The following is a 15,323-nucleotide window of genomic DNA, read 5'->3' on the forward strand; positions in this document are numbered from 1 at the left end:
TCGCACGCACCAGACCCCGCCAGACCCTCCCTACGGGAGGACGACGCTACTTTGAAGACACTCTCTAGGGCGGGCCGCCGGGCCGGCCTGGGCGGCCGGTCCGGCGGCCCGTGCTCAGCGGCGGCCCGTGCCCCCGGTGAGCGGCCGGGACCGGGTGGGGCACCGGCGGTGGAGCATCCACCCGGCCGCGCTCAGGAAGAGCACGGTGAAGCCGGCCAGGATCAGCCAGCGCGACCAGGGGGCGTGCGCGAAGCTGTCCCCGTACGAGGCGAGCAGCGGCGGTCCCAGCGGCGAGGCCCCGTGCGTCCACAGCTCCTCCAGACCGGCGGCGGAGCCCAGCGCCTCGAACGCCCACCGGTTGGTCATCGCCGCGCCGATCCACTGCCCGGCCGCCGCCATCAGCGGCACCGGGACGAACGCGCCGGAGAACAGCACCTGCGGGAAGCACAGCAGCGGCAGGGCCAGCGCGGCCTGCCCCGGGTCCGAGACGGCGGCCGAGACGAGCAGCCCCAGCGCCAGCCCGGCCGCCGACGCCAGGGCGCTGGTGGCGAAGAGCGATCCGTACACCCCGGCCCCCGCGTCGGGCAGCCGGTCCCCGGCCCGCAGCACCACCAGCAGCAGGGCGTCCGCGATCGCGAGGACGGGCAGCAGGAGGGTGACCTTGGCGGCGAGATAGGGGCCGAGGCGCAGGGCGGTGAGCCGCTCCCGGCGCACCACCGCGAGTTCGGCGCAGATCTGGAGGAGGCCGTAGGCCAGCCCGAAGAAGAACGCCCCGAACGCGATCCAGAACAGCACCATCGCCGTGGAGGAGGGGACCGGCCGCGCCGGGTCGAAGACCCCCGGCCGAAACAGCAGCGCGAACATCGCCACGATCATCAGCGGCGAACCCACCATGATCGCGGCGGACAGCCGGTCGCGGCGCAGCAGCTCGCCGCCGCGCCGGGTGAGCAGCAGCCACTGGGCGAGGGCCCCGGGCCCCGGCCGGGGCCCGGGTCGGCGGGCTGGGCGGGCCGGGAGCGGCGCGGGCGGGTCGGCGGGCTCCGGGGCCGGGCGGATCGCCGGGGCCTCGGCGACCGCCGTGTACACCTCGGTGAAGTCGGCCGCCCCGTAGTGCCCGAGCACCTCGCCGGGCGTTCCCTCGCGGGCGGGGGAGCCGTCGGGGGCGAGGAAGAGGAGCCGGTCGCAGCGGGCCAGATCGGCGGGGGAGTGGGTGGTCAGCACCACGGTGACGCCGGAGGCGGCGAGTCGGCCGAGAAGGTCCATCAGCCGTGCGCCGGTCGCCGGGTCGAGCCCCGAGGTCGGCTCGTCCAGGAAGAGCGCCCGGGGCCGGGTCAGCAGCTCCACTGCGATCCCGGCCCGTTTGCGCTCCCCGCCGCTGAGGCTTCCCACGCTCTGCCCGGCGCATCCCCACAGCCCCAGCTCCCGCAGCACCCGGTCGACGTCCTCGCCGTCCGCGCCGCGCAGCCGGGCCGCGTACCGAAGGCTCTGCCGCAGCCCGAGCCCCCGGTGCAGGATGTCCTCCTGCGGTACGAACCCGAAGGGCACGGCGGCTTCGGCGGGGTCGGCCCCGTCGTGGCCGACCAGCCCGCTGCTCGGCCGCCGCAGCCCGGCGAGGGTCTCCAGGAGCAGGGTCTTGCCCGCGCCGCTGCCGCCGGCGATCGCGGTGATCCGCCCCGGCGGCGCTTCGAGGGTGACCCCGCGCAGCACGTCCCTGCCGCCGCGCAGCCGCAGTCCCGCCCCGGCCGCGTGGATCCGCGCCCCCTCGGCAGCCTTCTGTCCGGTCTCCGTCACCCGTGCACTCACCGTCCCGGCCGCCCTCCACCCCGGCACCGTGCACGGGGACCGGGGGCGGCTGCCCGAGCCCTGCCCCGATGCCGGACCGGACACACCTGGCGGCGGCCCGCCGACGGCGAATTCACCCGCGCGGGGTGATTCCGGCGTTGTGGTGACGGCATCAAGGGGGCGACTCACCACGGAAGTTGACGAATCGACATGTCCCTCCGCCGACCCTCCCGCCAAATGGTCCGGACCAATTATGGTGTGCGGTGATCCGGGCGCACCCCGCACCCGGGACTCCCGGAGGTGCCGGTGCCCGCTCGTCGTTCCCTGCTGCTCGGAGCCGCGGTGGCCGCCACCGCGGCCGCGCTCCCCGTCACCGCCGCGCACACCGCCGTCGCCGCCACCGCCGCGGGCCCGCTGCCGCTGCCCCGGCCCACCGGCGCGCACCCCGTCGGCACCCGCTCCCTCCCGGCGACCGACCACAGCCGCACCGATCCCTTCGCGTCCCGTCCCGGGCCGCGCGAACTGATGGTGCAGCTCTGGTTCCCCACCGCGCGCCACGCGGGACAGGGCCCCGCCGGCCGGGGCCCTGCCGACCAGGGCCACGCCGGGTACACGGACGCGCCCACCGCGGCGGTGCTGGAGGCCGGGTGGGGAGTGGCGGCCGGCTCCCTCGCCCGGGTGCGCACCGGGGTCCGGCAGGCGCGGCGGGTCCCCGACCGCCCCACCCTGATCCTGCTCAGCCACGGCCGTGGCTCCGTCCGCGCCCTGACCACCTCGCTCGCCGCCGAACTCGCCTCGCACGGACATCTGGTGGCGGCCGTGGACCACACCCATGACGCCGCCGCCGTCCACTTCCCCGACGGGCGGCTCATCCGCGGCAGTCTGCCGTCCGCGCCCGAGGACTGGGACGCCCAGGACCGTCTTGAGACCTTCGTGCGCGCCGCCGATCTGCGATTCGTCGCCGACGAGCTGACCGCCCGCCGCCTCGCGCCCCGGCGCATCGGCCTCCTCGGCCACTCGATGGGCGGCGCGGCGGCCGCCGAGGCGATGCGCCAGGACCCCCGTTTCGCCGCGGGCATGGACCTCGACGGCGGCCTGTTCGGCACCGCCGTCGCCGACCGGGGCCTGGACCGCCCCTTCCTGCTGCTCACCTCCTCACCCGACCACGAGACCTGGGCCCGCTGGCGGGCCGCCCAGCAGGGCTGGGGCCGCCATCTGCACCTGGCCGGCGGCGGGCACCTCAGCGCGACCGATCTCCCCGGGTACGCCGAGGCCATCGGCCTGCGCGAGAGATGGCCCGAGCCGCTCTGGGGAGAGCTCCTGGGCACCGTCGCACCGGACCGGGCCACCGCGGCCGTGCGCGCGTTCACCGTCGCCTTCTTCGGCCGGTTCCTCGCCCACCGCCCGGCCCCGCTGCTGCGCGGCCCCTCGGCCCGCTTCCCGGAGATCGAGTTCCGCTGGAGCCGGGGCCGCTGACCGCCCGGCCCGCGTGCCTCCGAAGGCGTGGTGCTATGGTCGTTCGCGTACCGCACCTCATGGCGGCCTCCCCCAACCGTTACTCCACGGAGGCCCTTTCATGCCTGCGATGTCCCATGTGCGCGTTTTCCGTCGCGAGGACCGCGACCAGCTCACCACCCTCGTCAACGCGCACGCCGCCGCCGTCGTCCCCGGCGCGACCGTCTCGGTCAACACCGTCCTGAGCAGCCTTGAGCGCTGCCCGGAGGAGTACGTCACCGACCCCTGGGTCGCCGAGCGCACCACGCTCGTCGCCGAGCGCGAGCGGCAGATCACCGCAGCCGCCCATCTGCTGCGCTACCGCAACGACCCGGACGTCGGCGAGGACTACCGGGACACCGGCCACATCGCCTGGTTCGTCCACTTCCCGGAGCCGGACGCCGACGCCGACGCCGACGCGGAGAGCTGGGCCGAGCACCCCGCCGAGCAGCTGATGTCCGCCTGCCTGGCCCAGCTCACCCGCTGGCACGTCCGCGCCCGCCTCGCCGACGGGCAGCTGCCCGCCCCCGGCGTCTACGGCGTACCCGAGCAGTGGCCCCATGTGCGAGCGACCCTGGAGCGGGCCGGATTCGTCCACACCGGCCACACCGAGACGGTGCTCATCGCCTCCCTCCATGAGCTTCCCGCGCTCCCCGCCCCCGGAGAGCCGCCGCTGCCGGGACTCTCCTTCCACCGCACCCTCGGCGAACTCGGCACCCGGCTCACCGCCCGGCGCGGCGGCGAGCCCGTCGCCCACATCGAACTCGACACCAACCTCGAACGCCCGGAGCGGCACGCGCGCTCCGGGGGCCTCGCCGACATCGCCGATCTCGAACTCCCCGAGGACCCGCACCCCGAACTCCTCGGCCGGCTCCTCGCCGAGGCCCGCCAGTGGCTGACTCTGAGCGGCTGCGACCGGATCCTGGCGTACGCCACCGACGACGAGGCCGAGGAGATCGCCCAACTGACCCGGCACGGCTTCCGCGAACTGACCCGTACGGCGCGCGGCTGGGAGCACCGGCCCGTCTGACCCCAGGTGCGCGGAGGGCTCTCGAACGGCTGGTTCGAGAGCCCTTTACCTGTCCGGAATTCGGCCCCGAATAGACCCCGAATGGGCCCCGAAGCGGTTCTGAATCGGCTCCGGAACACACGCGGAACCACGGTGAAGACGCAGATTCCAGCGGTGAAGTTCCGTCCTTGACAAAGGGAATTGACTCCTGATGGGTTGGCGTGGGCAACCGGTCCATGGTGCCCACAACAACCTTTGTCAGAGCCCTGGTTGGGAGACCTTTTGTTCTTCCGTACTTCTTCCGCACCCCCTTCGGGAAGATCGCGCGGGGGCGGCCGAATCCGTACTCTCGCCATAGCCGCGATCGCGCTGGCGACCACCGCGACGACCCTTGTGCCCACGGCCGCCGCCACCGCCGACGGCCCGGCCGGCGACCGGGTGTCCCGAGTGAAGGCCGGGTCCCTCTCGGCCACCATCCGCTACACCGAATACGGCATCCCGCACATCACCGCGAGCGACTACACCCGGCTCGGCTTCGGCTCGGGCTGGGCCCAGGCCGCCGACCAGGTGTGCGTCCTCGCCGACGGCTTCGTCACCCTCCGCGCCGAGCGCTCCCGCCACTTCGGCGCGGCCGCGAAACCCGAGAACGCCCTGTCGGGAGGGCGCACCAACCTCAGCAGCGACCTCTACTTCCAGGGGCTGCGGGACACCCGCACGGCCGGGAGACTTCTGGCCCGGCCCGCGCCCCAGGGGCCCAGCCGCCAGGTCAAGGATCTGCTGCGCGGCTGGGCCAGGGGCTACAACGCCTGGCTCGCCCAGAACGAGACAGACGACCCGGCCTGCCGGGGCCGCTCCTGGGTGCGCCCGGTCGACGTCAACGATCTCGCGCTGCTCTCCCACGCGATGACCGCGACCGCCGGACAGGTCATGGCCACCGAGGGCATCGTCGCCGCCACCCCGCCGGCCACGGGGGCCGCCCGGGCGGCGAGCGACGCGGCCGTCGACCCCGACCGGGCCGTCAGGGGAGCACGGGAGCTCTTCGACCACGCCCGCCGGAGCATGGGATCCAACGCCGTCGCCTTCCACGGCGACACCACCGCGAACGGCCGGGGCCTGCTGCTGGGCAATCCGCACTACCCCTGGCAGGGCGGCCGCCGCTTCTGGCAGTCCCACCAGACCATCCCCGGCGAGCTGAACGTGGCAGGCGGCTCACTGCTCGGCTCGCCGGTCGTCAACATCGGCTACAACCGGCATGTCGCCTGGAGCCACACCGTCTCCACCGGCACCCCGATGAATCTGCACGAGCTGACGCTCGACCCGAAGGACCCGACGGTCTATCTGGTCGACGGCGAGCGGGAACGGATGCGGAAGCGCACCGTCACCGTCGAGGTGAAGGACGGCGCCCCGGTCACCCGTACCCAGTGGTGGACCCGGTACGGCCCCGTCGTCAACGGGCTCGGCCGCGAGCTGCCGCTGCCCTGGACCGCCGACCGCGCCTACGCCGTCGGCGACCCCAACGCGAGCCACATGCGGTTCTTCGACACCGGACTCGCCCTCGGCAAGGCGCGCAGCACCGGCGGAATGCTGAAGGGGCTGAACCGCACCCAGGGCCTGCCGTGGGTGAACACCGTCGCGGCCGACTCGCGCGGCGGCACCCTCTACACCCAGTCCCAGGTGCTCCCCAGAATCACCGACGCCCTGGCCGAACGCTGCTCCACCGCCCTGGGCCGCGCCGTCTACCCGGCCGCCGGCCTCGCCGTCCTCGACGGCTCGCGCGCCTCCTGCGCGCCCGGCACGGACAAGGACGCCGTCCAGCCCGGCACCTTCGGCCCGGGGAAGATGCCGACGCTGAAGGACGCGCCGTACGCCGCCAATTCCAACGACAGCGCCTGGCTCGCCAACGCCGACCGCCCGATCCGGGGGTACGAGCGGGTCTTCGGCGACCTCGACACCTCCCGCTCGCTGCGCACCCGCGGCGGCATCGAGGACCTCGCGGCGATGACACGGCGCGGCGGGCTCACCGTCGAGGACGCCCAGCGGCTCCAGTTCGCCAACCGGACACCGGCCGGAGACATGGCCGCCGCCGACACGGCACGCGCCTGCGCCGCACTGCCCGGCGGGAGCGCGACCGCCACGGACGGGGCCGTCGTCGATGTGTCGGCGGCCTGCGGAGTGCTGGAGCGGTGGGACCGCACGACCGACGCCGACAGCCGGGGCGCGCTGCTCTTCCAGCGCTTCTGGAACCGGCTGACCGGGGCGCTGCCCGAGGAGCGGCTCTGGAGGACGCCGTTCTCGGCGGCCGACCCGGTGCGCACCCCGCACACCCTCGCCACGGACGAGCCCGCCGTGGCGCGGGCCCTGGCGGACACCGTGCAGGAGCTGCGCTCCGTCAACACCGCACTGGACGCCCCCTGGGGCGAGCACCACTTCGTCGAGCGCGGCGGATCGCGGATCCCCGTGCACGGCGGCCCGCACGAGCTCGGTGTGTGGAACATGATGATCGGCGTCTGGGACCCGGCGGTCGGCGGTTACACGGAGATGGTCCACGGCACCAGCCATATCCAGGCGGTGACCTGGGACGGCTCCCGGTGCCCGGTGGCCCGGACCCTGCTGACGTACGGGCAGTCCTCCAACCCGCTCTCCCCGCACTCCAGCGACCAGACCCGGCTGATGGCCGAGAAGAAGTGGGTGACCCCCCGCTTCTGCGAGAAGGACATCCTCGCCTCGCCGGAGCTGAGGGTCGTCACGGTGCGCGAGCGCGCCTGATCCCCGACAGCGGCCAGGAGCCCCGTCGTCCGCCGAATCGGCGCACGACGGGCTCCGTCGTGTCCGGGACATGGCGAAGGCCCCCGGGGGCGGCAAGGCCAGGGACACCGCCGCCGGGGGCCTTCGGGATCAGGAGGGGATCAGCAGGCGCCCAGGTCCTGCCAGGCGCCCCACTGGCTGGCGCCGGGCTCATCGCCCTTCGTCCACCACTTGGCCTTGTAGTTGCGGGACTTGTGGGAGACGGTCGTGTTGGCGGGGTACTCGCCAGTCACGGCCCAGGCCGGGTTGGTGCAGGTGCCGCCGGGGCCGCCGGGGCCCGAGCCGTCGGTCGGCTCGACGATCGTGACACCGCGCGCCAGGTCACCGGCGAGGGAGTACGTCTTGCCGCCGAAGGCGACCGTCCAGTTGGACGGGGTGGAGGTCGGCGAGTAGTAGACGAAGTCCAGCTCGACCGAGGCACCGGGGGCCACCGACTGCCAGGCCGGCAGCTTCAGCGAGACGCGGTGGAAGTCGCCCTTCAGGCCGCCGATGTTGTTGTTGCCCGTGTGGTCGCTGCGGATGACCGTCGCACCGAAGCCGGACTGGTCCTTGGCGTTGCCGGGCGCGGAGGTCGCGTAGTCGAACTGGAACTCCGTGCCGCCGGGCAGCGGCTTGGTGGTGTTGTTGGTGATCTTCATCTTGGGGCTGATCGGGTAGTTGGAGTCGCCCAGCGCGAACTGGCCCAGCTCCACGTCCACCTTGACCGCCTCGGCCGGCAGCGCGATGTTCGTCTTCTTGTTGCCGTACGGGGTGGCGGTCTTGTACTTCTGGTACATCAGGTTGGTGAGGGTGTCACCGGGCTCGTACTGGCCCTTGGCGGCGTTCCAGCGGTAGTCGCCCGCCAGCTCCCAGATCATCGTGCCGCCGATGCCCTTGTCGACCACGTAGTCGGCCTTCGTGGCGATGGACTGCTCGTCCTCGGTGGAGATGAAGACCTTCTTCTGCGCGTTCCACAGCCACGGCGCGACCAGCGTCGAGTCGTACTTGCGGACGTAGGTGCCGGTCAGCTTGGTGTCGGCGGGGAGACCGAACTTGGTGACGTAGTCGCCGACGATCCCCTTCTCCAGGTTCTTGGCGTGCCACATCGGGTTGAAGCCGGCGGGGGCCTCCTTGCCCGCGGTGTCCGTCTCGTGCCAGATGTTGTCGATGCCGACCGCGCCGTCACCGCACTTGGTCAGATTCTGTCCGGCCGGGCAGGTGGTCGAGGCGGCCTTGCCCCACAGACCGTCGGTGCCGCCCTGGACGTTCTTCCAGCCGCGCGAGTAGTACGGCAGGCCCACGTTGATGCGGCCGGAGGGCATCGAACCGCGGAAGTAGTGGTAGGCCCAGTCGGTGTTGAGGTACCCGATGCCGCCGTACTGGGCGGTGGAGTAGACGTTCGCCCCCGCCAGCTCCGAGTCCTTGCCGTCGTCGAAGAGCGAGGCCTGGGGACCGACGTGCTCGTTCCAGGTGCCGTGCAGGTCGTACGACATGATGTTGACGTAGTCCAGGTACTGCTGGACCTGGAACGTCTCCATCCCGCGCAGCAGATAGCCCGAGGAGGGGGCGGCGACGGTCAGCAGGTAGTGCTTGCCGTCGGCCGCGCCGGCCCGGTCCAGCTTCTCGCGGAGGGTCTTCATCAGGACGGAGTAGCTCTTGACGAGACCGGCGCGCCGCCCGTTGGCGAGCTGCCAGTCCAGCGGGTTGCCCGCGTCCTTCATCGTCGTCGGGTACTCGTAGTCCACGTCGACGCCGTTGAAGCCGTACTTCTTGATGAAGGCCACGGCCGAGTCGGCGAAGGTGTTGATGCCCGCCTGGTTCACCGAACCGTCGGCGTTGGTGGTCATCGAGTAGAAGCCGCCGGAGTTGACCCGATTGCCGTTGTCGTCGTTGTAGCCGCCGGTGTCCGACCAGCCGCCGACCGAGATCAGGGTCTTGACGTCGGGGTGCTGCTTCTTGAACTTCGTCAGCTGGTTGAAGTGGCCCTTGTACGCCAGCGACGGGTCCATCTCCGCGCCCGGGACGCCGGGGAAGGTGATCCCGGTGTTGGGGTTGTTCGGTCCGTCCGTGCCGACGGTGATCCTGTTCGCGGAGTCGACCGCCGCGAAGGCGTAGTTGATGTGGGTGATCTTGTCCCACGGAATGTCGGAGGCGAGGTAGGCGGGCCTGCCGTCCTTGCCGGTGCGCCAGTTGGCGAAGTAGCCGATGATGCGGCGCTGATGGTCCGCGCCCATCTTCTCGCGGCCCTCGGTGTCGTAGACCGAGCAGTACGGGACGTCGACGCCGGGCGTCTTGTACAGACCGTCGGGGCGACACGACTCGTGGGGAGTCGTGGGCGGCGCCACCGGCGCCGCGGGGGCCGCCTGTGCGACGCCGGGCGACAGCGCGCCGGCCAGCAGCGCGGCGACGGCCGCGCCTGCCGAGAGCAGCGTTGCCCGTGTACGGGTGGGGGACAGCACGGTCGGATCCTCCTGGTGGGGGGCCCGGCGCCCGTGGGGGGCGCGGGGTGATCGGCCTTGCTCAACATGTGTGGGGGTGAAGTGCGTTGGACTCCGATGGGCGTTCGCCCGAACCGGAATCAACAGAGGGTGACGCAGAGATTAGGAAGGACTGGACCAATACGTCAATAGGTCTGGACCATTTACCTTCGTGAGAGAGGCCGTTGGCCTGCGTCGATATCGGTCCGAGCCATGCCTTGCGCCTCGCGCCGCGCATCGCGCGCGGGCCGCCCGGAGCCCCCGGAGAGACGGTACGACCAGCGGTAAGTAACAAAGGATGATATTCGAATGGCCGCTGTCGAAATCCGATCGGCGGTGACCGCGGCCGCCGTTCACCCCGTGATTCCCGCCGATGGGACGCGCCGGAACAATCCCGTGAAGCCGTTGGTAAACCACGCTTTCCAGTGACCGTGAAGAATCGTTTGGTCGCTCATGGTGACGACTAATCTTCATGCTGATTCCCACTTCCCCCTGCTTTCCCCGCCCCGCCCCGCGTCTCGCGAGCGCACGCACCGGCCCGACCGGCCGAACCCACAGACCGGAGGACGGCGCATGCCACGACCCCTGCGCTTCGAAGACATCGCCGAGGCCAAGCGGCATCTGCTCGACGACCCCGCCGCACACCGGCGCGCCGTGCGCCGCGCCAACGACGCCGCCCTTCTCAACGGACTGGTGCGCGTCCCGCCCGCCGCCCCGGCCCGTGAGGCCGTCTCCCTGACCCGCCATCAGACCGGATTCCGGGACCAGGGCAGCCGCGGCACCTGCTGCGCCTTCGCGGCCTGCGCCGCCGTCGAGGCCGCGTACAAACGCGCCCACGGCATCGAGATCGACCTCTCGGAGCAGTTCGCCTTCCATGTGCACAAGGCGGGCGAACTCCGCCCCGACTACGCGAGCACCGGCACACACCCCGAGAACAACAGCTCCTACTGGGACTTCCAGGGCGGCTCCGACATCGTCGACAAGCTCGCCCGGACCGCTCTCCCCGAGGAGTCGCTCGCCCCCTATCTCGACGGCTGGGCGATGGACCTGCTCCGGCACGCCACCCCGGCGAGCGGATCCCTCGGCCCGGGGTGCGTCCAGGAGGAGGTGGACGCGTTTGAATATCTGGAGGCCCATGTGCCCACCCGCGCCCGCCGCTCGGCCCGCTTCCGGGTGACCGGATTCGCGGCCCTGCCGGACTCGCCCTCGCCCGCCCAGGTGGAAGCCGTGCTCGCCGAGGGCCACGAAGTCGTCGCGGACCTCCCCGGGCACTGTCTGCTGCTGGTGGGGTACGACCGGGCCCGGCGCGTCTACACGGTCAAGAACTCCTGGGGCGAGGGCGAGTTCCTGGAGCTGTCCTACGACTCCGCCGACTGGCCGGTCATCGGAGGCCGCTATGTCACCGCCGTCCAGGCCCCCGACGCCGCCCCGCAGTGGGACGCCTTCTGGATCGGCCGCTGGCGGATGGACCACGACGGCTGGCGCGGCGATCTCGTGATCCGCCGGACCACGGACTACCGGAGCGACCCGCACGCCCCGACCAAACTGGGCGACTACTACCGCAACGGGCAGGCCTACGACGTCAACGGCGTCACCACCCAGAACGGCCAGGGACTGCACTTCTGGGTCGCCGACCTCCCCGGCCGTCTCCGCCCGGGAACACCCGCCGGACAGGAGTTCCGGGCGTACGTCTTCGGCGGCGACCCCGACAGCGCGGCGGGCTGGACCACCTGGAACGGCACCCCGTTCGGGCTGAGCCTCGGCCGCGCCGAGCTTCCCGGCGCACCCGCCCAGGGCTTCACCGCCCCCGACTGGACGGGGGTCTGGGAGATGAACCACGACGGGGTGCGCGGCAGACTGGACATCGTGTCGGCCCACCCCTTCGCCGCCGTCTACACGACGGGGGACGGACAGGCCCTCCGCGCCTCGGGCGGCCCCCACGGCAGCCGGCCGCACATCCTCGACCTCGCCGTCCCGCTGCCCGGCGGCGGCCGGCGATTCCGGCTGCTCGCGCACACCTGGGCCAAGGGCGTCTTCTCCGGCCACACCTCGGCGGGCGGCCTCGACCTCGGGGTCCGGGGCCACCGCCTCTGAGCGCGGGGGAGCCCTGGGCCCCGGCATCACTGTGCCGAGGGCTCCGCCGCGGGCCCGGTCTCCAGCCGCAGCGCCGCGAGCCGCCGCCCGCCCGGCTTGCGGCCGCCGGTCCGGGCGCCCCGGCCCACGGTCGCCGCCACGACGTTCCCCGGCAGCCGCAGCGCCTCCAGCACCTCGTCCAGATGACGCCTCATCGCCGTGCTCGCGGCGGCCCCGTCCCGGTCGGCCACGGCGTCCCGCACCAGCCGGTGGGACTCCCACCCCTGGGGCTCCGCGGTCATCACGACCGACACGAAGGCCAGCATGGTGCGGTACTGGAGGGGCTCCAGCGTCTCGATGAGCGTCGTGTGCCCGGACATCAGGGTCAGCAGCCGCAGAAACGCGCGGTGCGCGCGGTTGGCCGCCGGACGGTTCCCGTTCCGCAGCGCCTCCAGCCCGAGGGCGAGCGCCGCGTCCAGCTCGGCGAGCTGATCCGCGCGGTGCCGCCCGGCCGCCAGCTCCGCCGCCCAGGGCTCCAGCCTCGCCCGTGCCTCGACGGTCTCGACGATCCGGTCCAGATCCTCCGGGCCCAGCCGGGGGATGAAGGCCCCCCGGTGCGGATGGACCTCCACCAGCCCCCGCCCCGCCAGCGCGCGCAGCGCCTCGCGCACCGGCAGCCGGGAGACGCCCAGGCTCTCCGCCACGGTCTCGGTGACGATATGGGCCCCCGGCTCCAGACGCAGATCGAGGATCTCCGCGTTGAGCAGATCGAAGACCCTCCGCTCGACCGTGGGGTTCTTGCCGGACGGGGAAGGGGTGCGGGACGGCATGGGCATCAGTATCCGCCACCGGCCGCGCTTGACGATGGCCTCTGAATCGGATCCAATCTAACTATGGGCACCCTAACTTCGATCGAAGAGCCGCCCACCGCCACGAGACCGCAGACCAGGCCAGACCAGACCAGGCCAGAACGGAGCCGGGCCGCCGATGACGCACACCGCCCCGCCGCCCACCGCATCCGCCGCATCCGCCGCACCGGCGTCTCAGGACACCGGAGCGCCCGGGGCCCCGCGCGGCCATGACGAGGCCCTCGCCGCCGCGCACGCCCTGGCCCCCCTGTTCGCCGAACGGGCCGCCGAGGCGGAGGCGCGCCGCGCCGTCCCCCACGACACCGTCCGACGGCTCGACGCCGCCGGACTCCTCCATGTCCTCACCCCCCGCGAGTGGGGCGGCCTCGGCCTCGGCTTCGACACCGCCCTTCTCACCACCGCCGCGCTCGCCAGGGGCTGCGCCTCGACCGGCTGGCTGCGCGCCGTCCTCGGCGGCAACACCTGGGCCGTCGCCCAGCTGCCGGAACGGGCCCGCCGCGAGGTCTTCGCCGCCCCGGACAACCGGGTCGCCCTCCAGCTGCGGATCGCCGGACCGCCCGCGCGGAAGGTGGCCGAGGGCTACCTCCTGCGCGATCTGCGCGGCCGGTTCTGCAGCGGGATCGACCACGCGCGGTGGGTCCTCGCCGGAATCCCGGCCCCGCGCACGGCCGGGGCGGAACCGGAACCCCACGTCATGCTGATCCCGGTGGACGACACCGAGCCCGTGGACGACTGGCGCACCAGCGGACTGCGCGCCACCGGCAGCCGCTCCTTCACCCTGTCCGAGACCGTCGTCCCCGCACACCGGGCCCTCCCGCTCAGCGGGCTCGACCCGGCCCTGCCCACCCCGTACGACCGGCCCCCGACCCCCGCCTACCGCATGGCGTTCACCACCGTCGGGACGCTCCCCCTCGCCGGCGTACTCCTCGGCACGGCCCGGGCCGCCGTCGACGCCCTGCTGGAGCGCGGACGCGTCGCGGCGGGCGCGGACGCACCCGCGCTCCTCGCCCGCACCGATGCCGCCGAGGCGCTGCTGCTGACCGGTCTCGCCCGGCTCGCCGCCTCCGCGACGCCCGGCGGCACCGCGCGGGAGCGGGCCGCCGTACGCCGTGACATCGCCTGGGCCGGGACCGACTGCCGGCGGATCGTCAACACCGTCTTCGAGGCGGCCGGCTCCGGCGCGATCTACGACACCGACCCGCTCCAGCGGATCTGGCGCGACGCCAACGCGGCGGCGCAGCACCCCACCTTCGACCTCACCCGCTGGGGACCGCCCTCCCTGACCTGAGCCCCCCCCGGGTGGACACTCCCTAGCCGGACGCCCCGGCGGGCCGCCCCGAGCCGACCATGAACCGCCACACCAGACCGTGGCCGAGGAGGATCAGCAGGCTCAGCAGAATCGCCTCCGCCTGGATCGGCCGGAGACCGAGCGGGTCCGCCAGCTCCGGGGCCAGCCCCACGACCGCGATCAGCAGATAGACGGCCGCCGCCCCCAGCTGGGGCAGCACCAGGGAGGCGGAGGAGTCGTCCCGGGAGCCCTGGGCCAGCAGACGCAGCGTCGACAGACAGCCGACCACCGAGACGACCACAAAGCTGGCCCGCCAGATCCCCGGCGTACCAGTACCTCCCACCTGCGCGAACAGCCCCATCAGAGCCGGCAGCAGAAAGGAGAGATAGATCCCGCCCACGATCCGGCGCATCGCCGGGACCCGCATCCAGTCGGGATGGCTCTGCACCACGTTCCACCAGAGTCCGACCAGGGTGAAACAGGTGGCCGAGAAGAGTGCGTAGAACGTGCTGACATCCACCGGGCCTCCTGCGCCGCCTCCGTGCCCGCCGCGGCTTCGCGGGCGCGCGGACCGAGCGTCCCACGGCCGTGCCGTCCCCGTACCGCACCGACACCCCCACAAGCCCGGCACCGCCGTGCGATGCTGGTGGGCATGACCCTGGAAGACCTGGTACGGCTGCGCCGCGCGCGGGATGTGATGGACCGCGACTACGCGCGGCCGCTGGATGTGCCCGCGCTGGCGAGAGTCGCCCTCATGTCGCCCGGGCACTTCTCCCGCAGCTTCCGGGCCGCCTTCGGGGAGACGCCCTACAACTATCTGATGACCCGCCGTGTCGAGCGCGCGAAGGCCCTGCTGCGGCGCGGCGACATGAATGTCACCGAGGTCTGCCTCGCGGTCGGGAGCACCTCGCTGGGATCCTTCAGCTCGCGCTTCACCGAGCTGGTCGGAGAGACCCCCAGCGCCTACCGGGCCCGCCGCCACGAGGCCGGAGCCGCGATCCCGGCGTGCGTCGCCAAGATCCGTACGAGACCGGTCAGGATCGGAGAAGCGAAATCCGCCGCCGCCTCGTAGGTTCGAAGGCATGAACATCAAGCTCTCACAGTGTTTCATCGCGGTCGACGACCACGACAAGGCGCTCGCCTTCTACCGCGACGCCCTCGGCCTTGAGGTACGGAACGACGTCTCCTTCGAGGGGATGCGCTGGGTGACCGTGGGCTCACCCCGGCAGCCCGATGTGGAGATCGTCCTCGAACCGCCGCTCGCCGACCCCACCGCCTCGCCGGCCGACAAGCAGGTGATGGCGGAGTTGCTGGCCAAGGGCGTACTGCGCGGAGTGATCTTCTCCACCGACGACTGCGACGCCACCTTCGAACGCGTCCGGGCCGCGGGCGGCGAGGTGCTCCAGGAGCCGATCGACCAGCCCTACGGCGTCCGCGACTGCGCCTTCCGGGACCCGGCCGGCAATATGCTCCGCTTCACCCAGCCCCACCAGCGCTGAGGACCGCCCCGAAAGAGACCGCGAGGGCGGTCTCGAACACGATGGAGA

General features: G+C 72.7%; 11 protein-coding genes. 7 read left to right on the forward strand and 4 right to left on the reverse strand.

The window, feature by feature from the left end:
• Window positions 1-114 precede the first annotated feature (114 nt).
• Window positions 115-1,791: an ATP-binding cassette domain-containing protein gene (locus IE247_RS30375; RefSeq protein WP_229869449.1), complete on the reverse strand. Its 1,677-nt coding sequence runs from the start codon at window positions 1,789-1,791 to the stop codon at window positions 115-117.
• Window positions 1,792-2,088: 297 nt separating this feature from the next.
• Here IE247_RS30375 and IE247_RS30380 point away from each other — a divergent pair, with 297 nt between their 5' ends.
• The 3 genes from IE247_RS30380 to IE247_RS30390 all read left to right on the forward strand — a co-directional run bounded on the left by IE247_RS30380 (window position 2,089) and on the right by IE247_RS30390 (window position 7,051).
• Window positions 2,089-3,258 carry an alpha/beta hydrolase family protein gene (locus tag IE247_RS30380; RefSeq protein ID WP_190126546.1) on the forward strand — a complete coding sequence of 390 codons (1,170 nt, stop codon included), beginning with the start codon at window positions 2,089-2,091 and terminating at the stop codon, window positions 3,256-3,258.
• 100 nt (window positions 3,259-3,358) lie between these two features.
• On the forward strand, window positions 3,359-4,306 hold the full coding sequence (locus IE247_RS30385) for a GNAT family N-acetyltransferase (RefSeq protein ID WP_190126547.1): 948 nt from the start codon (window positions 3,359-3,361) through the stop codon (window positions 4,304-4,306).
• Window positions 4,307-4,567: 261 nt separating this feature from the next.
• The gene (locus IE247_RS30390; RefSeq protein ID WP_190126548.1) at window positions 4,568-7,051 is read left to right on the forward strand and encodes a penicillin acylase family protein; all 2,484 of its coding nucleotides are present in this window, start codon (window positions 4,568-4,570) and stop codon (window positions 7,049-7,051) included.
• A 140-nt stretch (window positions 7,052-7,191) separates the two neighbouring features.
• Here the strand turns inward: IE247_RS30390 and IE247_RS30395 are convergent, their stop codons facing one another.
• Window positions 7,192-9,528, reverse strand: coding sequence for a chitinase C-terminal domain-containing protein (locus tag IE247_RS30395; protein WP_190126549.1), 2,337 nt, complete (start codon window positions 9,526-9,528; stop codon window positions 7,192-7,194).
• 591 nt (window positions 9,529-10,119) lie between these two features.
• Here IE247_RS30395 and IE247_RS30400 point away from each other — a divergent pair.
• Window positions 10,120-11,640, forward strand: coding sequence for a C1 family peptidase (locus IE247_RS30400; RefSeq protein WP_190126550.1), 1,521 nt, complete (start codon window positions 10,120-10,122; stop codon window positions 11,638-11,640).
• Between the two features lie 26 nt (window positions 11,641-11,666).
• Here the strand turns inward: IE247_RS30400 and IE247_RS30405 are convergent, their stop codons facing one another.
• Window positions 11,667-12,449: a GntR family transcriptional regulator gene (locus IE247_RS30405; RefSeq protein ID WP_190126551.1), complete on the reverse strand. Its 783-nt coding sequence runs from the start codon at window positions 12,447-12,449 to the stop codon at window positions 11,667-11,669.
• A gap of 157 nt (window positions 12,450-12,606) precedes the next feature.
• Here IE247_RS30405 and IE247_RS30410 point away from each other — a divergent pair, with 157 nt between their 5' ends.
• Complete coding sequence (locus IE247_RS30410; RefSeq protein ID WP_190126552.1) at window positions 12,607-13,776, forward strand: acyl-CoA dehydrogenase family protein; 1,170 nt, start codon at window positions 12,607-12,609, stop codon at window positions 13,774-13,776.
• Between the two features lie 22 nt (window positions 13,777-13,798).
• Here the strand turns inward: IE247_RS30410 and IE247_RS30415 are convergent, their stop codons facing one another.
• Entirely contained in the window at window positions 13,799-14,296 is a 498-nt protein-coding gene (locus tag IE247_RS30415) for a hypothetical protein (protein ID WP_190126553.1), read from the reverse strand.
• Between the two features lie 132 nt (window positions 14,297-14,428).
• Here IE247_RS30415 and IE247_RS30420 point away from each other — a divergent pair, with 132 nt between their 5' ends.
• Both IE247_RS30420 and IE247_RS30425 read left to right on the forward strand, forming a co-directional pair.
• The gene (locus IE247_RS30420) at window positions 14,429-14,848 is read left to right on the forward strand and encodes a helix-turn-helix domain-containing protein (protein ID WP_190126554.1); all 420 of its coding nucleotides are present in this window, start codon (window positions 14,429-14,431) and stop codon (window positions 14,846-14,848) included.
• A gap of 10 nt (window positions 14,849-14,858) precedes the next feature.
• Window positions 14,859-15,275, forward strand: coding sequence for a VOC family protein (locus IE247_RS30425; protein WP_190126555.1), 417 nt, complete (start codon window positions 14,859-14,861; stop codon window positions 15,273-15,275).
• Window positions 15,276-15,323 lie beyond the last annotated feature (48 nt).

This window comes from Streptomyces inusitatus (assembly GCF_014651115.1).
GTDB lineage: Bacteria > Actinomycetota > Actinomycetes > Streptomycetales > Streptomycetaceae > Streptomyces > Streptomyces amakusaensis.